General features: G+C 34.4%; 25 protein-coding genes and 1 other RNA gene. 25 read left to right on the top strand and 1 reads right to left on the bottom strand.

What is annotated here, in order from left to right; translation table 11 throughout:
- Positions 1-12 precede the first annotated feature (12 nt).
- Complete coding sequence (locus EDD63_RS08065; RefSeq protein ID WP_134170265.1) at positions 13-1,506, bottom strand: carboxypeptidase M32; 1,494 nt, start codon at positions 1,504-1,506, stop codon at positions 13-15.
- A gap of 187 nt (positions 1,507-1,693) precedes the next feature.
- Between EDD63_RS08065 and EDD63_RS08060 the strand changes: the two genes are divergently transcribed.
- The 25 genes from EDD63_RS08060 (at position 1,694) to EDD63_RS07940 (ending at position 23,011) form a co-directional block, all read left to right on the top strand.
- On the top strand, positions 1,694-3,418 hold the full coding sequence (locus tag EDD63_RS08060) for an ABC transporter substrate-binding protein (protein ID WP_134170262.1): 1,725 nt from the start codon (positions 1,694-1,696) through the stop codon (positions 3,416-3,418).
- A 113-nt stretch (positions 3,419-3,531) separates the two neighbouring features.
- Complete coding sequence (locus tag EDD63_RS08055; protein WP_134170260.1) at positions 3,532-4,512, top strand: ABC transporter permease; 981 nt, start codon at positions 3,532-3,534, stop codon at positions 4,510-4,512.
- A gap of 10 nt (positions 4,513-4,522) precedes the next feature.
- The gene (gene opp4C / locus EDD63_RS08050; RefSeq protein WP_134170258.1) at positions 4,523-5,443 is read left to right on the top strand and encodes an oligopeptide ABC transporter permease; all 921 of its coding nucleotides are present in this window, start codon (positions 4,523-4,525) and stop codon (positions 5,441-5,443) included.
- Positions 5,444-5,452: 9 nt separating this feature from the next.
- Positions 5,453-6,466, top strand: a complete 1,014-nt coding sequence (locus tag EDD63_RS08045) for an ABC transporter ATP-binding protein (RefSeq protein WP_134170256.1) — start codon at positions 5,453-5,455, stop codon at positions 6,464-6,466.
- Positions 6,466-7,494 carry an ABC transporter ATP-binding protein gene (locus EDD63_RS08040; protein ID WP_134170254.1) on the top strand — a complete coding sequence of 343 codons (1,029 nt, stop codon included), beginning with the start codon at positions 6,466-6,468 and terminating at the stop codon, positions 7,492-7,494. Before EDD63_RS08045 ends, EDD63_RS08040 begins: the two co-directional genes overlap by 1 nt.
- Entirely contained in the window at positions 7,475-7,663 is a 189-nt protein-coding gene (locus EDD63_RS08035; RefSeq protein ID WP_134170252.1) for a hypothetical protein, read from the top strand. Before EDD63_RS08040 ends, EDD63_RS08035 begins: the two co-directional genes overlap by 20 nt.
- Before the next feature lie 93 nt (positions 7,664-7,756).
- Complete coding sequence (locus EDD63_RS08030) at positions 7,757-9,451, top strand: M3 family oligoendopeptidase (protein ID WP_134170250.1); 1,695 nt, start codon at positions 7,757-7,759, stop codon at positions 9,449-9,451.
- A gap of 199 nt (positions 9,452-9,650) precedes the next feature.
- Complete coding sequence (eno, locus tag EDD63_RS08025; RefSeq protein WP_134170248.1) at positions 9,651-10,964, top strand: phosphopyruvate hydratase; 1,314 nt, start codon at positions 9,651-9,653, stop codon at positions 10,962-10,964.
- 495 nt (positions 10,965-11,459) lie between these two features.
- Positions 11,460-11,723 (top strand): hypothetical protein, encoded by a 264-nt coding sequence (locus EDD63_RS08020; protein ID WP_134170246.1) that lies wholly within the window; start codon positions 11,460-11,462, stop codon positions 11,721-11,723.
- Positions 11,720-11,968 carry a hypothetical protein gene (locus EDD63_RS08015; protein ID WP_134170244.1) on the top strand — a complete coding sequence of 83 codons (249 nt, stop codon included), beginning with the start codon at positions 11,720-11,722 and terminating at the stop codon, positions 11,966-11,968. Before EDD63_RS08020 ends, EDD63_RS08015 begins: the two co-directional genes overlap by 4 nt.
- Positions 11,949-13,682, top strand: coding sequence for a hypothetical protein (locus EDD63_RS08010; RefSeq protein ID WP_134170242.1), 1,734 nt, complete (start codon positions 11,949-11,951; stop codon positions 13,680-13,682). Before EDD63_RS08015 ends, EDD63_RS08010 begins: the two co-directional genes overlap by 20 nt.
- Positions 13,683-13,686: 4 nt before the next feature.
- Complete coding sequence (locus EDD63_RS08005; protein ID WP_134170240.1) at positions 13,687-14,214, top strand: hypothetical protein; 528 nt, start codon at positions 13,687-13,689, stop codon at positions 14,212-14,214.
- A gap of 51 nt (positions 14,215-14,265) precedes the next feature.
- Complete coding sequence (locus EDD63_RS08000) at positions 14,266-14,580, top strand: hypothetical protein (RefSeq protein WP_134170238.1); 315 nt, start codon at positions 14,266-14,268, stop codon at positions 14,578-14,580.
- Positions 14,555-14,794: a hypothetical protein gene (locus tag EDD63_RS07995; RefSeq protein ID WP_134170236.1), complete on the top strand. Its 240-nt coding sequence runs from the start codon at positions 14,555-14,557 to the stop codon at positions 14,792-14,794. Before EDD63_RS08000 ends, EDD63_RS07995 begins: the two co-directional genes overlap by 26 nt.
- Positions 14,795-14,845: 51 nt before the next feature.
- Positions 14,846-15,373 carry a hypothetical protein gene (locus EDD63_RS07990; protein WP_134170235.1) on the top strand — a complete coding sequence of 176 codons (528 nt, stop codon included), beginning with the start codon at positions 14,846-14,848 and terminating at the stop codon, positions 15,371-15,373.
- A 19-nt stretch (positions 15,374-15,392) separates the two neighbouring features.
- Positions 15,393-15,809: a hypothetical protein gene (locus tag EDD63_RS07985; protein ID WP_134170233.1), complete on the top strand. Its 417-nt coding sequence runs from the start codon at positions 15,393-15,395 to the stop codon at positions 15,807-15,809.
- Positions 15,810-16,104: 295 nt separating this feature from the next.
- Positions 16,105-16,326, top strand: a complete 222-nt coding sequence (gene secG, locus EDD63_RS07980; protein ID WP_134170231.1) for a preprotein translocase subunit SecG — start codon at positions 16,105-16,107, stop codon at positions 16,324-16,326.
- A 69-nt stretch (positions 16,327-16,395) separates the two neighbouring features.
- Complete coding sequence (gene rnr, locus EDD63_RS07975; RefSeq protein ID WP_134170229.1) at positions 16,396-18,492, top strand: ribonuclease R; 2,097 nt, start codon at positions 16,396-16,398, stop codon at positions 18,490-18,492.
- A 15-nt stretch (positions 18,493-18,507) separates the two neighbouring features.
- Positions 18,508-19,650: a CapA family protein gene (locus EDD63_RS07970; protein WP_134170227.1), complete on the top strand. Its 1,143-nt coding sequence runs from the start codon at positions 18,508-18,510 to the stop codon at positions 19,648-19,650.
- A gap of 8 nt (positions 19,651-19,658) precedes the next feature.
- Positions 19,659-20,105 carry an SsrA-binding protein SmpB gene (smpB, locus tag EDD63_RS07965; RefSeq protein WP_134170225.1) on the top strand — a complete coding sequence of 149 codons (447 nt, stop codon included), beginning with the start codon at positions 19,659-19,661 and terminating at the stop codon, positions 20,103-20,105.
- 20 nt (positions 20,106-20,125) lie between these two features.
- Positions 20,126-20,506, top strand: a transfer-messenger RNA (tmRNA) gene (ssrA, locus tag EDD63_RS07960).
- A 118-nt stretch (positions 20,507-20,624) separates the two neighbouring features.
- Entirely contained in the window at positions 20,625-20,915 is a 291-nt protein-coding gene (locus tag EDD63_RS07955) for an ArsR/SmtB family transcription factor (RefSeq protein ID WP_134170223.1), read from the top strand.
- Positions 20,916-21,066: 151 nt separating this feature from the next.
- On the top strand, positions 21,067-21,996 hold the full coding sequence (locus EDD63_RS07950; protein WP_208318312.1) for a permease: 930 nt from the start codon (positions 21,067-21,069) through the stop codon (positions 21,994-21,996).
- 9 nt (positions 21,997-22,005) lie between these two features.
- Complete coding sequence (locus tag EDD63_RS07945) at positions 22,006-22,305, top strand: thioredoxin family protein (protein ID WP_134170221.1); 300 nt, start codon at positions 22,006-22,008, stop codon at positions 22,303-22,305.
- Positions 22,306-22,390: 85 nt separating this feature from the next.
- Positions 22,391-23,011: a VanZ family protein gene (locus EDD63_RS07940; RefSeq protein WP_166667587.1), complete on the top strand. Its 621-nt coding sequence runs from the start codon at positions 22,391-22,393 to the stop codon at positions 23,009-23,011.
- Positions 23,012-23,249 lie beyond the last annotated feature (238 nt).

Below are 23,249 nucleotides of genomic sequence, written 5' to 3'. Positions count from 1 at the left end.
GTCGCTCCTTTTTTATATATTATATAGCCTACTAAATTTCTTGATTAAGTAGTCTGTATAGTAGTGTGCATCAAATGGTTCACCACATACTTCTTGGATAATTTCATCACTTGTTTTGCTTGCACCATATTGGTGAATATTTGTAGCTAACCAATCTTGTACTTTTGTAAAGTTACCTTGTGCAATTGTTTCTTGTACATCAAAGTCTTTGTCCATTTGGTTGTAGAACTGTGCAGCAAACGCACTACCTAAAGCATATGTAGGGAAGTATCCAAAGTATGCAGCCGACCAGTGCATATCTTGTAAGATACCTTCACTTGCATTGCTAGGGCGAACACCTAAATACTCTTCATATTTATCAGCCCATAATACATCCAGGTTATCTAAATCAATATCTTCATTGAAAATCATCTTTTCAAGTTCATAACGAATGAGAATATGTAAAGGGTATGTAAGTTCATCGGCTTCAATTCGAATTAAACTTGGATTTGCTTTGTTGATCATTTTCATGAACGCATCAAATGTTACATCTTTTAGATCATCATTAAATAATGCTTGTAAACTTGGATAATTTAATTGCCAGAATCCTTTTGCGCGCCCTACATGGTTTTCTAGTAAACGCGATTGACTTTCATGCATGGCAAATCCAATAGAGCTAAAGAATGTAGTTCTTTCATATGCAGGATTTACTTGCAATACATATAGTGCATGTCCATATTCGTGGATAGTTGATAAGATTGCACTCATTAAACTATTTTCATGGTATCGTGTTGTGAATCGTGCATCTTGGCTAGAAAAGAAACTTGTAAATGGATGGATACTTTCGGTAATGTAGATTTTCTTAGGATCCATAGCTAATGTTTCTTTTAAGATTTCTGTAAATTGTGCTTGCTTCTCACTTGGAAATGATCCAAATAATGGAGCATCATCAATTTGTGTAGTTTCCTTTAACTTTTTAATAAAAGGAACAAGTTCATCTTTGATAGTTTGGAAGAAGGCATCGTATTTCTTTGTATTCATTCCAATTTGGAATTGATCAAGCATAAAGTCATAAACGCTTCCTTCTATATTATAGTATTCATGTAATTTCTTTGTTTTATTAATAACAGTCACAAGTTCATCTTTAAATAGTGGCCAATTATTTGTTTCTTTTGCTTCTTCCCAAATGCGTTGGCTTTTGGCAAGTTCTAGTTGATAATCAATGTAAATATCCTTTGGTATTTTCACAGTATTGTATAAATCGCGTAAACGCAGTTCACATTCTTGTTTTTCTAATGGATCATCTGTTGTATCACGCAAGTCTTCAATCATCTTTACATTTTGTGCATCTGTAATGTAACTGAAAATTTCTCCAGATAGGATAGAACTCATTTCTCCAAGATATGGTTTTCCATCTTCTGGTGCACTAGTTGCTAAATCAAAATGAATGGAATTTTGTGCAAGTCCATATGCAGCAACCTTGTTTTTGTAAGTTTCATAGTTGTTTCTTAATGTCTCTAAATTCATATGTTATCACCTCTGTAAATACTTTATCATAAATAATTACATAATGTTATAATTTGCAAACATTGAAAAAAATTACATTAATTGATGTAAAAAATGAAACTAATTACGTAATTGTGTTGTATTACTTTCAAAAACATTGTAAAATGATATCATTCAAGGAATTATATAAAGAGGAGGCTTGAACAAAGTGAAAAAAGTATTAACATTATTATCTTGTTTCGCGATGATGATTACGCTTGTTGCGTGTGGAGGATCATCATCAGAAAGCTCAGACACATTTGTGATGGGAGCAGAGAAATTAACAGGGACATTCTCTCCACTATACTACGCAAGTAGTTACGACGGATACGTTGTAGATTTAGCTTATGATTCATTAATGGATTATGACAAAGATGACGTATTAGTTCCAGAATTAGCTAAAGAAGAACCAACAATTAGCGAAGATGGAAAAACAATTACGTTTAAATTACAAAAAGATATTAAATTCTCTAACGGTGATCCGTTAACTGCAGATGACGTTGCATTTACTTTCCAAGTATTAGCAGACCCATCATACGATGGACGTTACTCAGCAAAAGTTCTTTACTTAGAAGGACTTGACGCTTACCGTGGGGTAATGAACCCAGATACTAAAAAATATGAAGGTGGTTCAGGTAAATTAGAAGACTTCACAGGAATTAAAGTTATTTCTGATACAGAAATTCAATTTACATTTACTGAAGCACGTTCAGATAACTTATTAACAGTTGCTAAACAAGCAATCGTTAACGCTGAAGACTTCGCTGACTACGCATTTGGTGATGTTAAAGTAGTTAAAGATGCAATGGGTGAACCAAACGGAACTGGACCTTACGTAATGAAATCTTGGGATGCTGCAACAGGTGCTGTATTCGAAAAGAGCGAAAGTTACTGGGGTGAAGGATTCGAAATCGCTAAAGTAATTATTAAACCAGTAGAAATGACAACTGACTGGACAGAATTAAAAAACAAATCAGTAGACATGCTTGCAGGTATGATCGAACCTAAAAAAGTTGGACCAGCTTCTGGAACTGACTTCGTAGATTTCTCTACTTACCCACGTGCAGGTATGGGATACGTTGAAATGAACACTGCATCAGGTGTAACAAGTGATGTAGCTGTACGTAAAGCTATGATGTACGGATTTGACCGTCAAGCGTTCGTAGATTCTTACTACGAATGTCCAGACTGTAAAGGAATTCCTGGTGTAGGTGCTTACGTTCCTCAAATGTACGCAAACCCAGGATCAAGCATGGGAGACATCGTACGTGGAACTGAAGAAATCGCTGGATTAGATAGCTTTGACTACGATTTAGATAAAGCAAACAAAGTATTAGACGAAGCTGGATGGGTTCGTGGAGCAGATGGAATCCGTGTTAAAGATGGACAACGTTTAGAAATTAAAGCGTTAACAATCAAAGACCACGATATCCTTTCTAACATTATCCCTATGTGGCAAAAGAACTGGGGAGAAATGGGAGCTGATGTAAAAATCGCAACTGTTGACTTCAACACATTATTAGACAAAGTATACAGTGATGATGCATTAAATGAATGGAACATCTTCTTCATGGCAACATCATGGACAACTACTGAAGTTGATATCTTCTCATCTTTCCACTCAACAGAAGCTAAAAACGGTGGAGATAACCTTTCAAGAATTAGCGATCCTGAATTAGATGCATTACTTGATGAAGCTCTTCGTACATTAGATGAAGATGCACAAAAAGAAGTGTACAACAAAATCGCTGTTAAACTTGGAGAACTTTGTGTTAAGGTTCCAGTATATGGAAACACATACTTTGATATGTACAACAAAGACAAAATCGAAGGATTTAAAACTAACACATTCTACAACTGGACTGCTGCATTAAAAGATGCAAAAATGAAATAGGGTTTAGAATTTAGAAAACGATAAAATGGGGAAAGAATATCTTTCCCTATTTTCCTGTTTTTGATATAATAAGGAATGCGTATATTTAGATTAGAAACATAAAGGAGGTTATTATGATAAAGTACATATTGAAACGTTTGTTGAATATGATTCCCGTTATATTCATCATTTCAATATTGATTTTTGCGACCGTCCGAAGTATGCCGGGGGATCCTGTTAACGCATATTTAGGTATGGGGTCGAAAGTTACGCCTGAACAAAAAGAAGTAATCCGTGAACAGTTGGGGTTAAACGGACCGATGCATGAGCAATACATTCGTTGGGCAGGGCGTTTAGTACAAGGTGACTTAGGAGAGTCAATTAAATACAAAAAACCAGTTACCGAATTAATTGGTGAATACATTTGGAATACATTCTTATTAAATGTAATTTCACTTATTTTAGCAGTTTTGGTTTCCATTCCTATTGGAATCAAACAAGCAACAAAGAAATACTCCAAATTTGATAACTTTTGGACCGTATTCTCTTTATTTGGAATATCAGTACCAACCTTTTTCTTTGGGTTAGTTCTCGTATTCTTCTTATCGTTGCAACTTGGATTATTACCAATGAACGGTATGCGTGATCCAATTCAAGCAGCCTTTGGATATCCAAATATTTTTGCAAACTTAGCCGATGTTGCTAGTCACATGGTAATTCCAGTGATTGTACTTGCGTTCGGTAGTTTCTCATCGTTATCGAGATATGTTCGTAATGCGATGATTGATGTAATTAATCAAGATTACATTCGTACAGCACGTGCGAAAGGATTGAAAGAAAAAGTCGTGATTTACCGTCATGCCTTTAAGAATGCCCTCATTCCTTTAGTTACTTTACTTGGTTCATACATTCCTTCACTATTCAGTGGAGCAATGATTTTGGAAACGGTTTTCTTGTGGCCAGGTTTAGGATGGATTTTAATTGAAGCTATTAACTCACGTGACTTAAGTGTTACAACAGCTGTGTTATTATTCTCTGCTGTATTGATGTTATTAGGTAACTTATTATCTGATGTATTATATTCTGTGGTCGATCCACGAATCAAAACGGAGTAAAGGGGGACATATGAGTAAAGATCAAGTTATTGAACCAAATGTGGTTGTAAGAGAAGAAGATCAAGAAGTCCTTGGACCGTGGCGAATCGCGTGGAACAAATTTAAGAAAAACAAAATTGCGATGGCAGGACTTATTTTATTTGTGATTATTGTATTTGCGGTTATTTTTGGACCGATTATTATGGGACAAAGCGTTAATGATTTCGATTTCGCTGCTAAAGGGCAAGGACCAAGTTTATCACACTTACTAGGAACAGATGAACAAGGACGTGATGTTCTATTCCGTTTGTTGCTAGGGGGACGTATTTCAATCTTAGTAGGGGTTGTATCAGCTGTAATTACTGTATTATTAGGGGTAATTATTGGTGGAGCAGCAGGATACTATGGTGGTCTAATTGACAACTTATTGATGCGTTTTACTGAAATTATTTATTCATTACCATTTACACCAATGATCATTGCCTTAGGAGCAACGATGATGTGGGTAGAAGGTAATATTAAAATGATTGTTGTTTCATTCTTGATTGGGTTATTATCATGGCCAACGCTTGCGCGTTTGGTACGTGGGCAAATCTTATCACTTCGTGAACAAGAATTTATGCAAGCTTGTGAATCATTAGGGTTAAGCGATTTCTCAAAAATCTTTAAACACTTGATTCCAAACGTACTATCAATTGTAATTGTAAATGCTACATTATCGATGGCAAGTGCAATCTTAACAGAAGCTGGACTATCATTCTTAGGGATGGGAGTTACAGAACCAACACCGACATGGGGAAACTTAATGCAACTTGCACGTGATATTTCACGTTTCCAAAACATGCCTTGGACATGGATGCCAGCAGGTGTTATGTGTTTCTTAACGGTTATTTCCATTAACCTAGTTGGAGAGGGTCTACGTGACGCGCTTGATCCTAAAGATGTACGATAGAGGTGTATGATGGCAGAATTAGTTAGAAACAAGAAATTATTAGATGTTAGAGATCTAAAAGTATATTTCTACACAGAAAAAGGAGTTTCAAAGGCAGTTGATGGAAACAACTTCCGTATGTATGAAAACGAAACACTAGCAATCGTTGGTGAATCTGGATGTGGAAAAAGTGTAACTGCAATGTCTATTCTTGGTTTAGTTGATGAACCAGGGAAAATTGTAGATGGAAGTATTGTCGAATACGAAGGAAAAAACATGGTAGGAATGTCTGATGAAGAAATTCGTGACATTCGTGGAAATGAAATTTCAATGATTTTCCAAGAACCAATGACTTCACTGAACCCAGTATTTAAAATTGGGGATCAAATTATGGAAGCTGTATTGCTTCACGAAGATGTAACAAAAGAAGAAGCTAAGGCACGTGCTGTTGAAATGCTAACACTTGTTGGTATTGCACGTCCTGAAAAAGTTGTAACGGACTATCCTCACCAACTGTCTGGGGGAATGCGTCAACGTGTAATGATCGCGATGGCTCTTGCATGTAACCCAAAACTGTTGATTGCTGATGAGCCAACAACGGCATTAGATGTTACAATCCAAGCACAAATTCTTTCATTGATGAATGATTTGAAAAAGAAACTTGGAACTTCAATTATGTTAATTACGCATGACCTTGGGGTTGTTGCGCAAATGGCAGATAACGTTAACGTTATGTATGCAGGGAAAGTAGTGGAAACAGCTCCAGTTAAGGAATTGTTTGCAAACCCTAAACACCCATATACAAAAGGGTTAATGGCAAGTATGCCTTCACTTAATACAGAAGGAGGTCGTTTAGCAACGATCGAAGGTTCTGTACCAAACTCTTTATATTTACCAAAAGGATGTTACTTCGCAGACCGTTGTCCAAATGTAATGGATAAATGTCGTGAATCACAACCTCCAACATGTAAAATCAAATCACGTCACCATGTAAGTTGTTTCTTATATGAAGATGTTGATTTAAATAAGAAGGAGGGGAAATAATGAGCGAACAAGTTAAAGATGTTCAAGTTGGACCAAATGGCAAAAAAGTCATTTTGGAAGTTAAGAACTTAACAAAACATTTCCCTGTTGGAAAAGGACGTTTCAATAAACAATTCGTAAAAGCGGTTGATGGTGTAAGCTTCAGACTATACGAAGGTGAAACGTTAGGACTTGTAGGTGAATCAGGATGTGGGAAATCTACGCTAGGTCGTGCGATTATCCGTCTTCATGAACCAACAAGCGGAGAAGTTATTTTCAAAGGTGAAAATGTACTGGCAAAATCAAGAAAAGAAATGCGTAAACTTCGTGAAGATATGCAATTCATTTTTCAAGATCCATATTCTTCATTAAACCCTAGAATGAATATTTATAATATTCTTAGTGAACCTTTAGTTGCTCATGGATACTTTAAACGTGGAAATGAACTAAAAGAACACGTTCTTGAACTAATGAAAAAATGTGGTCTTCCACCTTACTACTGTTATCGTTACCCTCACCAATTTTCTGGTGGGCAACGTCAACGTATTGGGATTGCACGTTCATTAGCACTTGATCCAACATTCATTATTTGTGATGAACCAGTTAGTGCGCTTGACGTATCGATTCAATCACAAATCTTGAACTTAATGATGGATTTACAAGAAGAACAAAAGATTTCTTATATCTTTATTTCACATGACTTGAGTGTTGTAAAACACATCAGTGATCGTGTTGGAGTTATGTACTTAGGAAGTATTGTGGAAATTGCTGATAAAGATCAAATCTTCAACAATCCACAACACCCATACACAATGTCATTAATGGCAGCGATTCCTAAGCCAGATCCAAATGAACATTTGGAAATGTCGATGATTAAAGGGGAAATTCCAAGTAACGTAAACTTGCCAAGTGGATGTAAATTCCATCCTCGTTGTCCATTTGCAAAAGATATTTGTAAGCAAACTGATCCAGTGGAAAAAGAAGTCGCTCCAGATCACTTTGTAAAATGTCATTTCGCAGGTGAATTTAATGTCAAAACCGAAGATTAGAGATATCTTAAAAAAGAAAGAGATTCAAGAAGGAAAGCAAGCAAACCTTGAAAAAGGTGACTTTCTAGCCATCTTGATTGCTGCGGCAAGTGTCATCATTCCTGTTGTCTTAGCTGTTATATTCTTTTTCTTTATTATCATTCAATTATTTTTATGGATGTTTGGATAGACTACAGTTCGCTGTAGTCTTTTTTCAATTCTTTTGCAAGTTTGTATAAATCAACTATAAAATTGAGTATAATGGAACATAGAGGTGAAATGTATGAAATTTAAGGATTACAAATATGAACGTACGAATTTTGATACGTTAAAAAGTGAAATTGACAAACTTGTCGAACAACTAAAACATGCAGATACATATGAGGTATTTAAAACAGCATTTGATAAAGCAGATGAAGTTTTATCTCATGCAGAAAGTATGTATTCATTAATGCATGTTCGTCATACCATTGACACAACTGATGCATTTTATGATGCAGAAAACACATTTTGGGATGAGCATATTCCAATTTTAATGGGGATTAGCTCTAAGATTAGTAAAATTGTATTAGATAGTCCATTCCGTCCAGAACTAGAAAATGAAGTTCCAATGACCTATTTCTGGAAAGCGGAAAATGCATTAAAGTCATATGATGAAAAAATCGTAGGAGACCTGCAAGAAGAAAACCGTTTAGTTAGTGAATATGAGAAACTAATTGCAAAAGCGCAAATTGAATTTGAAGGTGAAACATATACACTTGCAAGCTTAGGTGGAAAGATGGATGATCCAGATGTTGCAACACGTGAAGGTGCGCATAAAGCATACTGGGGCTATATGGAAGAACACGAGAGTGAAATCGATGATATCTATGATCGATTAGTGAAAGTTCGTGCAAAAATTGCCAAAGAATTAGGATTCAATAATTTTATTGAACTTGGATATGTACGTATGAATCGTTTTGATTATAATGCGGATGATGTTGCAACGTACCGTAAACAAATTCTTAGCGATGTTGTACCTGTAGCTACACGTTTATATGATGCACAGAAGAAACGTTTAGGTGTGAATACACTTGCGGTTTACAACAATGGATATGAATTTACAACGGGAAACCCAACACCAAAATATGATAAAGATCAAATGGTGAAAATCGCACAAAATATGTATCATGAATTGAGTGAGCCAACTGGTGAATTCTTTGATTACATGGTAAACAATGAATTACTTGATCTAGTGGCAAAACCTGGAAAACGTGGTGGTGGATACTGTACGTTTATCTCCGATTATGCAAGTCCATTTATCTTTAGTAACTTTAATGGAACTGCTGGAGATGTAGATGTTTTAACTCATGAAGCTGGACATGCATTCCAAGTGTATTCATCTAGAAATATTAAACCTAGTGATTGTATTTGGCCAACGTATGAAAGCGCGGAAATTCATTCAATGAGTATGGAATTCTTTGCATGGCCTTGGATGCCTAAATTCTTTGAAGAAGATGTAGAAAAATACTACTATACACATTTAGGCGGTGCTATAAAATTCTTACCTTATGGAATTACTGTGGATCACTTCCAACATGAAGTATATGCAAATCCAGAAATGACGCCTTCTGAAAGAAAAGCAGCGTGGAGGAAATTAGAAAAACAATATTTACCACATAAAGACTATAGTGATATTCCTTTCTTAGATAAAGGAACATGGTGGTTTAGACAAGCGCATATTTTCTCTGATCCATTCTATTATGTAGATTACACATTGGCACAAGTAGTTGCTTTACAATTCTGGCTACGCCTTCAAAATAAAGATGCAAATGCATTTTCAGATTACTATGAAATTTGTAAGTTAGGTGGTACTTTACCATTTAGACAAATTGTCGCAAAAGCAAACCTAAAAGACCCATTCTCAGAAGGATGTTTAGCTGATGTAATGGATAAGATTTCACAGTATTACGATACAATTGATGATACAAAACTATAAGCAAGATTCGTCTTGCTTTTTCTTTATAAAATGTATAATAAAACGCATAAATACACGTGTTTTGAGGATTTTAGGAAGGAATTGATTTCTTTTTGTGAAAAAAATAACTATTATTTGGAAAATGATTTCATTTACCTTTCCATAAAGAATCCTTTGTGTTACAATAATCACGTGCAAAACACAAGGAGGAATTTACAAAATGCCAATTATTATTGATGTTTTCGCGAGAGAAGTAATCGATTCTCGTGGTAACCCAACTGTAGAAGTTGAATTAACTACACAATCTGGTGCATATGGACGTGCAATGGTACCTTCAGGAGCATCTACAGGAGAAAGAGAAGCTTTAGAACTTCGCGATGGAGACAAAACTCGTTTCGATGGAAAAGGTGTAACAAAAGCCGTTGCTAACGTAAACGATATTATCGCTGAAGCAGTTATCGGATTAGACGTAACTGACCAAGCAATGATCGATAAAACAATGATCGAATTAGATGGAACACCTGACAAATCAAAATTTGGAGCTAACGCTATCCTTGGTGTATCAATGGCTGCTGCAATCGCTGCTGCTGATTACTACGGAATGCCTTTATTCAAATACTTCGGTGGATTCAATGGAAAAACTTTACCAGTTCCAATGATGAACGTAGTAAACGGTGGATCTCACGCAGATTCAACTGTAGACTTCCAAGAATTCATGATTATGCCAGTTGGTGCTAAAGACATCAAAGAAGCATTACGTATGGGAGCTGAAACGTTCCACAAATTACGTGGTGTATTAAAAGCTAAAGGATACAACACAAACGTTGGAGACGAAGGTGGATTCGCACCTAGCTGTAAAGATGGAAACGAAGAACCATTACAATTAATCGTTGCTGCTATTGAAGCTGCTGGATACGTTCCAGGAAAAGACATTTGCATCGCAATGGACGTTGCTGCATCTGAATTCTACAATGCAGAAACTAAAAACTACGATTTAGCTAAATCAGGTCAAGGTACAAGAACTACTGACGAAATGATCGATATGTATGCTGAATGGGTAGAAAAATACCCAATCGTTTCAATCGAAGATGGTTTAGGAGAAAACGACTGGGACGGATGGAAAAAATTAACTGACCGTCTTGGAAACAAAATCCAATTAGTTGGAGATGACTTATTCGTTACAAACCCTAAAATCTTAAAAGAAGGAATCGAAAAAGGAATTGCTAACTCAATCCTAATCAAAGTTAACCAAATTGGTACTTTAACAGAAACTTTCGACGCTATCGAAATGGCTAAGAAAGCTGGATACACTTGTGTAGTTTCTCACCGTTCAGGAGAAACAGAAGATTCAACAATCGCTGATATCGCAGTTGGATTAAACGCTGGACAAATTAAAACTGGTTCTATGTCACGTACAGACCGTATCGCGAAATACAACCAATTATTACGTATTAACGATGAACTTAACGACCGTGGAGAAAACGACATCGCTGTTTACCCAGGAATGGACGCTTTCTACAACATTAAGAAATAATTTACATTCATCAATAGAGACGATCACTTCGGTGGTCGTTTTCTTTATATTTAGCTGATATTCTAAAAAAGAAATACTATAAATATGATTGGAGAATATGGAGAAATGTAAAACTTAATAATATAGATAGTAGTGTGTTACATTGTATGTGCTGTTATAAAAGAGACAAATGATTAGGATAATGATGTAGTTGTAGGTGTGATTATAAGGAATATGTATTGAATCATAAAGTTTTACTCGTTTGACATGTTATTAAATCGTGCAGGCAAACGGTGCACACGATGTTATTATGGTGCTATATTTAGCAATGCCAATTGTGTCTTTTTTCTTCTTACCGTTGAGTCGTAATCAAGAAAATGATAAAAAACCATCAGTTTCACAATTGTAAAAATTACCGCTTTAGTCGTTATGAAATGATTGAGCAAAGTAAACGAACATTGACGAAAAAATCTCAACTGTTATAATTATATAATTAAATGATATGAGGGGAAAAGAATGTCAGTTCGAGTTAATCATAAGTATATAAGTAGTTTTCTTAATAAACTACAAGCTAAAGTAAAAACAACTATCAATCAAGTAAAATATTCATCTGCTACTACTCTATCTACACAAGAAAGAATTTCATTTCAAGCAAATGAAACTTTTACTATACACAAAAGTATTCATAATTACTTTAAAAGAGATATGGGTAAAGTAGAAACTATTTCCAAAAGCTTTAAAAATCTTGATACGAAGATTGGAGATGAAATTGGAAAATGAATAGTAAAGATGTGTTGTATATACAAAAAGGGAAACTTGAAGAACTAAGAGAATTATTAAAGGAAAGCAATGAATTGTTTGCAAATCTTTATGAGATATTTCCTTTGACTGACAGTGGGAATATGTCAAAAGAAAGCTTGGATATTCATAAAAGGGCAATGAATAAAGTAAGTCAAGAGTTAGAAGAGATAGAAAGAGAAATAAGTAAAGAGGAGGAAACAGAAAATGAAGTCCTTCCATCTTAGAGAGATACAAAACCAATTCAGTGATTTAAATAGTGCATTAAGAGAAATGAAAGAAACTAGTCAATCTGTATTGAAAGAGATTGATGCTTTTTGTGTGAATCAAGAATTACAAGGACAAGCATTTGCAGCTCATAAACGTTATATACGAAGTGTGTATTATAATTTATATCAGATTCATATTTGGTTGTGTGAGGAACTGATTCGATCAAATCGAAGTACTGAAAATCTATACACATGTATGCTCGGAGATCAATATCTTAATGAGGAAGAAATTGAGACGATAATTATGAGTATAAACGGAATGTTAAGAAAATTGGAAAGTATGCCAATGCAGTTTACTGCAGGGATTGAAGAACTATATCAATATAATTTAAGAGTGTTGAGAAGAAAGATAGATGATCTTTATGATTATGACATACAAGCAAATAAGTATTATGATCACACAGAGATATACATTCAACAGTTAAAGCGCGGAATCGAAGTAGTAAAGGATGTAAGTTTTGATACTAAAAAACTGCAGTTTACAGATGTTGATTTATCATGGGTAGAAAAGTCGAAAGACGCATATTTATCTAAATACATTACTGCAGATGGTAAATTGACTGACGAAGGAAAGAAGTATATCGAAAGAATACTTAAGAAAGATATTGGTGAAGTTAGTCGTGAAGAATTCGAAAATATCACGGATATTATCATTCGCATTGATGAAAGTGAAATGCCATTAATTATGACGTATGGATATAATGTGCCATATGACATAACACAAATATATGACACGGAAAAATCGCAGGTGAAGAATGGGTATTCACCTTCACCACTATTTCAATTAGTACTTTTTATGAGTGAACATAAACTACGAGAAGAAGGAATCCTAAATGTAAACAACAAAGATTTCGAATGGGAAAAATATGCGAAACGATTTGTAAAAGTAGAAGCAATGTTGGAAATGAGCATACAATTAGATTATGTATTTGATCTAAGAGGTATATTAGGAACAGAAGCGCTATTTTCATATGACGAGATAGATGGAAAAGGATTACTTACTGGAGTATCGTTTGCAGATTCAGGTAATAACAATGCTGTGGAATTTGAAGTAAAATCACATGGTCGATTAGGAGAAAAAGAAATGATAATCGATTATGTAGAAAATAAACGAATGATGGATCGAGTAGATACCCTATTGGGGTTAATGAGTTATGGTGTCGGATTTGTGGATCAGATAGGAGTACTAACTATAGTAGATGGTGCAATTGCATTGTCAGATATTATGAATGTGTATGGAATTGATTCAAAGCAAATAGAAAAGTATAAAAACGGAAAGTATACAAGTACTTCAAGATTTACAGATGAAGATGTATTACTTAATTCAGGGTTGGTAGATGAATTTGATCTGAAGTGTATAACAGTGAAAGATAAGACACAGTTTATTCTTAGCGAAGCTACAGGAATAGCAGTAGATAATTATAATCAGAAGTTAGATGCAATAGCAACATATGGAATTAATGTGGGTAAAATGGAAAAAAAAGGTGAAGTAAAGAAATTGTGCGATTCCTTGTCTGGATGTGAGTATACTGAAGATGAGAAAGGGACATTATATATTAAACTTCCTAAAGTAGATGTAGCAGATTTGTATAACGATTTAGAATATGTGAACAAAATTGAAGAGATTGTAATACGAGTTGAAAATTTTATGATTAAGAAAGTAGGGGAGTAATGCTATGAGAAATAAAAGAATCTTAAGTATATTGGTTATGATATGTATGTTGATGGGATGCAATCAAACATTTAGTGGAGAAAAGTACCAAGAGAAAATGGATAAAGCTGGAATTGAAATTACTTCAATTAATACTAGAGCGACCACGATAAATATTGTGATTGATCCAAAGAACGATTTAGGAGTATCATATAATCGATTATCGCGAGGTATAGGGAAGAAAATATTCTCGATTGATTATATATATGAAAGAGATAAGAATATTGTGATATTTGATAGTATTGATAATTATCGCAAAAAAGAAGCAGAATTATATAATAATAAGAAAATAGATATTACATATTGTACATATGATTATGAAACAGAAGAAACTGATTGTGATGAAGATGTAATTAAAAGCATGAAGGAAACAGAAGCAAGGGTAAACGAATATTATAGAGAATATGGATTGAGTCATGAAGGTTTCTTTGATTATTTAGAATGGTATGTGGAACAAGGATACGAAGATATAGAATACAATCCTGAAGGATAAAAAAGTGGATATACACTTAAGTGAATGTTGTAAGAAGAGGGATAACAGGATATGAGAAAAAAAAGAATCTTGAGTGTATTGATTGCAATGTGTATGCTGATGGGATGTAATCAAACATTCAGTGGAGAAAAGTACCAAGAGAAAATGGATAAAGCTGGAGTTGTAATTGATGCGATTAACACGCGATCAACTTCCATAAGTATTACACTCGATTCAAAGAACGGTTTGGGTGTAGCATATCATCGATTATCTCGAGGGTTAGGAGAGAGAACAGTTACGATTGGTTTTGAGTATAAAGACGATAAAAGAATTGTAATACTTGATAGTCTGGATAAGCCTCATGAAAAAAAAAGCAAAGTATTATAATAGCAAAGATTTAAATATGACATATTGCATGTACTATTATGAAACAGAAGAAACTGATTGTGATGAAGAAGTAATTGAAAGCATGAAGGAAGCTGAAGCAAGGGTAAACCAATATTATAGAGAATATGGATTGAGTCATGAAGGTTTCTTTGATTACTTGGAATGGTATGTAGAACAAGGATACGAAGATATTGAATACAATCCTGAAGGATAAAAAAGTGGATAAACATTCAAGTGAATGTTGTAAGAAGAGGGATAACAGGGTATGAGTAACAAAAGAATCGTAAGTATATTGGTTGTAATGTGCATGCTGATGGGATGCAATCAAACATTTAGTGGAGAAAAGTATCAAGAAAAAATGGAAAAGGCAGGAGTCGTAATTGACTCGATTAATACTCGATCAACTTCAATAAGTGTTACTCTCGATCCAAAGATTGATTTAGGTGTAGCATATCATCGATTATCACAAGGGGTAGGAGAAAGAACAATTACGATTGGTTTTGAGTACAAAGACGATAAGAGAATTGTAATATTTGATAGTCTTGATAAACCTCGTGAAAAAAATGCAAAAGTTAGAAATAGTAAAGATATTGATATTACATATTGTACATATGATTATGAAACAGAAGAAACCGATTGTGATGAAGAAGTAATTGAAAGTATGAAGGAAGCTGAAGCAAGGGTAAACCAATATTATAGAGAATATGGATTGAGTCATGAAGGTTTCTTTGATTACTTGGAATGGTATGTAGAACAAGGATATGAAGATATATTATACAATCCTGAAGGATAAAAAGTGGATATATACTTAAGTGAGTGCTGTAAGAAGAGGGATAACAGGATATGAGAAAAAAAGAATCTTGAGTGTATTGGTTATGATATGCATGCTGATGGGATGCAATCAAACATTCAGTGGAGAAAAGTACCAAGAGAAAATGGATAAGGCTGGAGTCATAGTTGACTCAATTGATACTCGATCAACTTCAATAAGTGTTACTCTCGATTCAAAGAACGATTTAGGGGTACATTATTGGAGACTATCACGAGGGGTAGGAGAGAGAACAATTACAATTGGTTTTGAGTACAAAGACGATAAGAGAATTGTAATATTTGATAGTCTCGATAAACCTCGTGAAAAAAAGCAAAAGTTAGGAATAGTAAAGATATTGATATTACATATTGCATGTACTATTATGAAACAGAAGAAACTGATTGCGATGAAGAAGTAATTGAAAGCATGAAAGAAGCATAGGCATGGGTAAACGTATATTATAGAGAATATGGATTGAGTCATGAAGGTTTCTTTGATTACTTGGAATGGTATGTGGAACAAGGATACGAAGATATATTATACAATCCTGAAGGATAAAAAAGTAGTTTGCGAAATGGTGGGTAAATATTTATTATTTTTGTTGATAGGTAGAATTACTTTAAAATATTAGAATTTCGTTTCACAACTTGCCTATTGAAATACGTTAAATTATATGCTAAAATTGTAAGGCATATGAAAGGAGGATGTATAAAATGTTAGATGTATTATTAATGATAGTTTCTGGAGCTATTATCGTCCTTTCGTTATTACAAAGTGGAAAGTCTGATGGAATTAGTGGTGCTTTTACAGGTGGAGATGGTTTGAACCTATTTGCAAATGTGAAAGAACGTGGACCTGAGAAGGTAATAGCCAGAATTACGCTTGTAATGGGTATTATTTTCTTTATGTTAGTTATTGCGATTAGAATCTTCTAGTAGTTATTGCGATTAGAATATAGAAAGACCTATTGGTCTTTTTTTATTTCATAGAAAGGAGGAAAATATATGGAATATATGAACATGATCCTGGATACGGTGCAAAGCCAAAAGTATAAAGGGATGAATGTAGAGGACTTTAAACGTGCTTTCCATGTAGAGAGTAGCGAAGACTTTACAGCTTTACTAAAAGCATTGAATTCACTGGAAAATGAATACATCATCATTACTGATGAAAAAGACCGTTATTTTCCTTTGGAACGACTTGGATATTTTGTAGGTATATTACGAAAGAATCCAAAAGGATTTGGGTTTGTGGAAAATGAAGACACAAGTGTGTATGCAAACCGTTATGAAGTGAAGAATATTATGGATGGAGATGAGGTGTTAGCTCGAATTCATCAAGACAATGAAGGTCGTGTGGAATGTGAAATTATCAAAGTTATTTCACGCAATAAGAACACGTTAGTAGGTGTCATTAAGAAAAAGGATGGTCGGATGTGGTTTTTACCAGATACACCAATGCCTGAACAAAAATTCAAGATTGTGAATAAAGATGCCTTTAAAATGGTCAATGACACAAAGGTACAAGTATTCATTGAAAAGTATGGGAAAACGATGTACATTCGCATTCTGCAAATTCTTGGATACAAGTATGATCCAGGAGTGGATATCCTATCGATTTTACTTGAGCATGATATTGAGCCAGTCTTCCCAAAAGCCGTGCTTGATGCAGCCCAACAAATACCTGAGACAGTGGAAGTTGATCAAATAAAAGGACGCGAGGATTTTAGAGATACGTGCATTATTACCATTGATGGGGAAGATGCAAAGGATTTAGATGATGCAATCCACATCAAAAAGAAAGGTCGTAATTATGAACTACAAGTGCATATTGCTGATGTATCGCATTATGTAACCGAAGGTTCACTTATCGATAAAGAAGCATATAAACGTTCAACAAGTGTATATGTTGTAGATCGCGTTGTGCCAATGTTGCCTCAGCTATTAAGTAATGGGGTATGTAGTTTGCAAGAGAAAGTGGATCGATTAACGATGAGCTGTGTGATGGAAATCAACCTAGTAGGTGAAGTTGTTGATTATCGTATCGTACCGAGTGTAATTAAAAGTAGTCATCGAATGACGTATACTGATGTAAATAAAATACTTGCAGGTGATCTTAAAGTCACACGCAAGTATAAAGATGTACAAGAGATGATTACATTAGGGTTGGAATTATCTAAGATCCTACAAAAGCGTAAAGCAAAACTTGGAGAAATCGATTTTGATAAGAAGGAAAGCAAAATCCTTGTAGATGCAAAAGGAAGAGTCAAAGATATCGTATTACGTGAACGCGGTGATGCAGAACGTATGATTGAAGACTTTATGATTGCCGCAAATGAATGTATTGCCTCACATACAAAGCATATGCAAATGCCAAGTATGTATCGCGTGCATGAAAATCCAGATTCTAAGAAGATTCGTGAATTTGCCAACTTAAGTAGTGCATTAGGATATCCATTAAAAGCTGATCCACAAAATATCTATCCAAAGCAATTACAAGATTTATTAGTGCAAGCAAAAGGGAATGAAAATTTTGATGTGTTAAGTACGTATATGCTTCGTAGTATGCAAAAAGCACGTTACGATATGGTCAATTTAGGACACTTTGGTTTGGGATTGAAAGAGTATACACACTTTACGTCTCCAATTCGACGCTATCCTGATTTACTTGTCCACCGAATGCTGAAACGTTACTACTTTAAGGCGACAACTGATCTTAAACAGATCGAAAAAGACGAAGCATTCTTAGATGAAGCAAGTGAACATACATCGAAAATGGAACGTAATGCGATTGAAGCAGAACGTGATGTAGATGATATGAAAAAATGTGAATATATGGAACGCTATATTGGTAAAAAGTTCCATGGTGTGATATCTTCAGTTACTCGTTTTGGATTATTCGTGGAACTGGAAAATACAGTGGAAGGACTTGTACATATTACAAGTTTAGAAGATGATTATTATCACTATGATCAAAATGCAAAAGCATTAGTTGGAGAAACAAGTGGTATAATTTATAAAATGGGACAAAAAGTCTTAATTAAAGTCGAAGATGCTAGCAAGATGCGTAAGCAAATTGATTTTGTGATTGTTAAGAAATAACTAGGGGGATGTAAGATGAAAAAATTGGTAGTCATAGTCATCATGTGTATGTTAGTTGCTTGTGGTTCAAATCCATCAGATACAAAGAAAGATGATACATCAAAAGATACCAACAAACCAGTAGAAGAAGGTAAAGTGGTGGATATTAGTGTATCTGCAGTTGGTGATAATCTAATCCATGAAGCAGTATACTATTATGCAAAAAAAGCAGATGGTAGTTATGGCTTTGATGAGATGTATGAACCAATGCTTCCATATATCCAAAAGGATATTTCTTACATCAACCAAGAAACGCTTGCAGCTGGTGATGAACTAGGATTAAGTCATTATCCACAATTCAATGGTCCATATGAAATCTTAGATGATGTAAAAGGTGCTGGATTTAACTGGATCAATACAGCAAGTAATCATAGTTATGATCGTGGTGAACAAGGTGTCATCAATCAATACAACTATTTAAAGCAATTGGACCTTATGCAAACAGGAATGCAAGTAGATGCAAATGAATCACGAATTCGATACCGTGAAATCAAAGGTGTGAAAGTCGCATTTCTAAGTTATACATATGGACTGAATGGCTTTGAATTACCAGAAGGAAAATCATATCTAATCAATCTTATCGATAAAGAGATTATCGCTAAAGACATGAAAGAAGCAAATGCAAATAGTGATATTCAAATGGTAAGTATGCACTGGGGTGAAGAATACCACTTTGAACCAAATGACGAACAAAAAGAACTTGCACAGTTTTTAAGTGATGCAGGTGCTGATGTTATTATTGGTGGACATCCACATGTCATTCAAACTGGAGATATTCTCACTGGTAAAAATGGAAATACAACACTAACCTATTATTCATTAGGAAACTTTCTATCTGCACAAGATGGAAATGACAATATGTTAGGTGGTCTAGCAAGTTTTACTATGAGCTATGACACCAAAACAAAAGAAGTAACATTCAAAGATGTGAAATTCATTCCGACGATTACACAAATCACCAATGCATTCCATAACTATAAAGTCTATGCATTAAAAGACTATACGGATGAAATGGCAAGTGTTCATACCTTAACGCAAAAAGGATTGGATATGAAACGTCAGTATTTTATTGATTTACTTAATCAAGTCATGAATGATAAAATAGAAGTAGTTTACTAGGAGGAAATATGCAAGTAATCACTGTCAATCGAAAAGCAAAGCATGAATATTTCATTGAGGACACGTTTGAAGCTGGCCTTGTTTTGCATGGAACAGAGATTAAAAGTATCCGTAAAGGATCTGTGCAATTGAAAGAAAGCTTCATCACATTTATTGATGGTGAAGCATATATTAAAAATATGCACATTCCTCCATATGAATATGGAAATCGTTTCAATCACGATGAGACTAGAGAAAGAAAACTCTTATTGCATAAGCATGAGATTAAGAAACTCCAACAAAAGGTAAAACTACAAGGATATACCGTTGTGCCACTACGGTTATATATTCACCATGGTAAAGCAAAACTTGAAATTGCTTTAGCAAAGGGGAAACACTTATATGATAAGCGTCAAACGGAAAAAGATCGTGATGCAAGTCGTATGATGCAAAAGTTGGCAAAGAAATATAGATAGTGTTATACTATCTACGACATGGGGCTGTCATGGTTTCGACAGGGATATGTCTAGTATGAACTGCAGTCGGCTGATGGCGTAACCATCAATCCAATTTAACTGGAAAAAACAAATTATCAAGCTTCTTTGGTGCTAACCAAAGCGTAGCTTTCGCTGCTTAATTTAACCTAACAACTGGTTTGCAGCCTTGTTGGTGAGTGTATCTTTCCACTTGCTAAACTCGTATAACTAGGAAGATAGGGGATGTATTTGGTTTAGCTACATCCTTGAAATTGAATAAACCAAATTGTTAGACTCGATTGTTTGTTTTCAATCTAACTCTTATATAAACAAACTAAACTGTAGACGTTTGTACACGAGGCTATTTTTGGACAGGAGTTCGACTCTCCTCAGCTCCACCATATGATTTACAACATCTAGTACTTACACTAGGTGTTTTTTTATGAAGAATGACTATTTCATTTGTATGTTTGACATCAACTATACTTTTCGTTATATTTAGGACAATGAGGTATACATATGGATAAACAATTGATTGTAGTTATGAAAGCATTGAGTGATGAAAATAGAATCAAGATTTTTTCGATACTGAAAACACAAGGTGAACGATGTGCTTGTGATTTATTACAAGATTTGAATATTGTACAGTCTACATTATCACATCATATGAAGATCTTAACGGATGCAAGATTAGTAACAGCAACAAAAAAAGGGAAATGGATAAACTATACAATTAGTAAGGATGTGTGTGCAAAAACACGTAATGATTTACTGGAATTGTTTGATGGTACATGTTGTAAGGAAGCATAAGCTTCTTTTCTTTTATAATACATATTGACGTATATCGATATAATGTGTATAATCTACATATCGATGATAATCGATATAAGGAGAGAATATGTGGGATTTTATACAAAATGAAATATTAGGAATGCAATGGTTAAACTGACTGGTTGGATCAATGCTTGAATTAGTTGGTATCAATATTCACGAAACACTGGGAGCAAGTATACATTTCTTTATCTATGATGTGATTAAGATACTATGGCTGTTATCTGTATTGATATTTGGAATATCATACATTCAAAGTTACTTTCCACCAGAACGGACAAAAAAGATACTATCAAGATTTCGTGGGATATGGGCAAATATATTAAGTGCTTTGTTGGGTACGATTACACCATTTTGTAGTTGTTCATCGATTCCTATTTTTATGGGATTTACAAGTGCTGGTTTACCAGTAGGCGTTACCTTTTCATTTTTGATTTCTTCACCGATGGTGGACTTAGGTTCTTTGGTGTTGTTGATGTCAATCTTTGGTTGGAAGATTGCAGTTGTCTATGTGCTTGCTGGACTTATTATTGCAGTATTAGGAGGACTGTTGATCGAAAAGCTAGGAATGGAGAAATATGTTGAATCCTTTATTAAGGATGCACCAAATGTAACAATCGATGATGTGAACGTAGGCTATAAAGAGCGGATTGATTTTGCCAAAGAACAAGTTGTATCAACCTTTAAAAAAGTGTTTCCATATGTCTTGGTTGGGGTTGGTATTGGTGCTTTGATACATAACGTATTACCTGAATCTTTTATCCAGTCCATTCTTGGCAAAGACAATCCATTTTCAGTAATTCTAGCAACCATTGTCGGAATTCCAATGTATGCAGATATCTTTGGAACGATTCCAATTGCTGAAGCATTATATGCAAAAGGTGTTGGATTAGGAACGGTTTTATCTTTTATGATGGCAGTTACTGCATTATCTTTGCCATCAATGATTATGCTTAAACGTGCAGTAAAACCACAATTATTAGCAACATTTATCGCTATTGTTGGTATTTCAATTATGATTATTGGTTATTTATTCAATGTGTTTCAATATATATTTTAGGAGGAGCGTATGAAACTATTTAAAAAGAATGTAAAGCCATCAGGTATCGATGGACAAATGGAAAGTGTAAAAGGAGCAGAAGTGAAAGTCTTAGGTTCTGGATGTGCAAAATGCAATGAACTTGCAACAAATGCAAAACAAGCTTTGCAACAATTAGATCTATCTACAGATATTGAGAAAGTAACTGATATGGTAGAAATTGCGAGTTATGGAGTTATGTCGACACCTGCACTTGTCTATAAAGGAAAGGTAATTATCTCTGGAAAAGTTGCATCAGTAGATGAGTTAAAGCAATTACTTTCAAAATAACCAACAAAAAATAACACAAGAAAATCATTGTATGTTCACGTAAATAAAAATGAATATGGTAGTATATATGCATAGAGGACGTACGATGAGAGATTTTTTGAATAATAAAAAACATCTGTTTGGCATTGCCTGTGTAGTAGGAATACTTCTATGTTATCCAATTATTCAGGAACTGATGCGATTTAATAATCCGAATTGGATGCAATATGCAATTATCGTTGGTAGTATGTGTGTATTTGTATATGCATTTATTTCGTATGTTTGCATCGGTTGGAATGCTTTTGAGAAACGAATGGTTTGTTTGGGCTACTTCTTGATTGTAGCTGTACTACTTTTGGCACGTAGACAAATCTATGTTGAAGGACTGATTAGTAATGGATTTAATCCATTTGCATTTATTGATGACTTGCAGTCTGGTTATCAATACTTGGTACAATTGGTAGTATTAAATATTTTGTTGTTTGTTCCTGCACCATTAGTCTTACAACCAATTGTCAAAAGGAAATGGATGTTATATCTTTCATGTCTAAGCTTTGGTATCTTGATGGAAGTGTTACAATATGTGTTAAGTCGTGGTTCATTTGATTTAAGTGATATTAGCTTATATGCAATTGGTATTGGACTTGGTATGTTATGCATAAAACCATATCATTTGGTCGAAGGTATGATATGTAAACGATCAAGAATAAAGACAAAACAACAATAAAGAGAAGATAAGTTCGTTTATACAAGCGGACTTTTTATTATTGGAAAATATCGAAAAATCGTGAAGTGTGCATTGTCGTTCGAGAAATACGTGAAATATTGTAAAACATGCGTAAATAGTATAAAATGAGAAGGATATAGGATCTTGACTTTAGAAGTTAAAAAAGCATAAAAAATGGCTAAGCCCTTTATTCATAAGGTTTTAGCCATTTTTAGTTTCACACTTTTTTGTAGTGTAT

This window comes from Breznakia blatticola, from assembly GCF_004365815.1.
GTDB classification, from domain to species: domain Bacteria; phylum Bacillota_I; class Bacilli_A; order Erysipelotrichales; family Erysipelotrichaceae; genus Breznakia; species Breznakia blatticola.
This window is presented reverse-complemented; position numbering and strand designations above follow the sequence as displayed.

What these genes read in the sequence shown, in the direction of transcription:
- EDD63_RS08065 (WP_134170265.1), bottom strand. Translation starts at nt 1,506, where the DNA reads ATGAATTTAGAGACATTAAGAAACAACTATGAAACTTACAAAAACAAG.
- EDD63_RS08055 (WP_134170260.1), top strand. Translation starts at nt 3,532, where the DNA reads ATGATAAAGTACATATTGAAACGTTTGTTGAATATGATTCCCGTTATA.
- opp4C (WP_134170258.1), top strand. Translation starts at nt 4,523, where the DNA reads ATGAGTAAAGATCAAGTTATTGAACCAAATGTGGTTGTAAGAGAAGAA.
- EDD63_RS08045 (WP_134170256.1), top strand. Translation starts at nt 5,453, where the DNA reads ATGGCAGAATTAGTTAGAAACAAGAAATTATTAGATGTTAGAGATCTA.
- EDD63_RS08040 (WP_134170254.1), top strand. Translation starts at nt 6,466, where the DNA reads ATGAGCGAACAAGTTAAAGATGTTCAAGTTGGACCAAATGGCAAAAAA.
- EDD63_RS08035 (WP_134170252.1), top strand. Translation starts at nt 7,475, where the DNA reads ATGTCAAAACCGAAGATTAGAGATATCTTAAAAAAGAAAGAGATTCAA.
- EDD63_RS08030 (WP_134170250.1), top strand. Translation starts at nt 7,757, where the DNA reads ATGAAATTTAAGGATTACAAATATGAACGTACGAATTTTGATACGTTA.
- eno (WP_134170248.1), top strand. Translation starts at nt 9,651, where the DNA reads ATGCCAATTATTATTGATGTTTTCGCGAGAGAAGTAATCGATTCTCGT.
- EDD63_RS08020 (WP_134170246.1), top strand. Translation starts at nt 11,460, where the DNA reads ATGTCAGTTCGAGTTAATCATAAGTATATAAGTAGTTTTCTTAATAAA.
- EDD63_RS08015 (WP_134170244.1), top strand. Translation starts at nt 11,720, where the DNA reads ATGAATAGTAAAGATGTGTTGTATATACAAAAAGGGAAACTTGAAGAA.
- EDD63_RS08010 (WP_134170242.1), top strand. Translation starts at nt 11,949, where the DNA reads ATGAAGTCCTTCCATCTTAGAGAGATACAAAACCAATTCAGTGATTTA.
- EDD63_RS08005 (WP_134170240.1), top strand. Translation starts at nt 13,687, where the DNA reads ATGAGAAATAAAAGAATCTTAAGTATATTGGTTATGATATGTATGTTG.
- EDD63_RS08000 (WP_134170238.1), top strand. Translation starts at nt 14,266, where the DNA reads ATGAGAAAAAAAAGAATCTTGAGTGTATTGATTGCAATGTGTATGCTG.
- EDD63_RS07995 (WP_134170236.1), top strand. Translation starts at nt 14,555, where the DNA reads ATGAAAAAAAAAGCAAAGTATTATAATAGCAAAGATTTAAATATGACA.
- EDD63_RS07990 (WP_134170235.1), top strand. Translation starts at nt 14,846, where the DNA reads ATGAGTAACAAAAGAATCGTAAGTATATTGGTTGTAATGTGCATGCTG.
- secG (WP_134170231.1), top strand. Translation starts at nt 16,105, where the DNA reads ATGTTAGATGTATTATTAATGATAGTTTCTGGAGCTATTATCGTCCTT.
- rnr (WP_134170229.1), top strand. Translation starts at nt 16,396, where the DNA reads ATGGAATATATGAACATGATCCTGGATACGGTGCAAAGCCAAAAGTAT.
- EDD63_RS07970 (WP_134170227.1), top strand. Translation starts at nt 18,508, where the DNA reads ATGAAAAAATTGGTAGTCATAGTCATCATGTGTATGTTAGTTGCTTGT.
- smpB (WP_134170225.1), top strand. Translation starts at nt 19,659, where the DNA reads ATGCAAGTAATCACTGTCAATCGAAAAGCAAAGCATGAATATTTCATT.
- EDD63_RS07955 (WP_134170223.1), top strand. Translation starts at nt 20,625, where the DNA reads ATGGATAAACAATTGATTGTAGTTATGAAAGCATTGAGTGATGAAAAT.
- EDD63_RS07950 (WP_208318312.1), top strand. Translation starts at nt 21,067, where the DNA reads ATGCTTGAATTAGTTGGTATCAATATTCACGAAACACTGGGAGCAAGT.
- EDD63_RS07945 (WP_134170221.1), top strand. Translation starts at nt 22,006, where the DNA reads ATGAAACTATTTAAAAAGAATGTAAAGCCATCAGGTATCGATGGACAA.
- EDD63_RS07940 (WP_166667587.1), top strand. Translation starts at nt 22,391, where the DNA reads ATGAGAGATTTTTTGAATAATAAAAAACATCTGTTTGGCATTGCCTGT.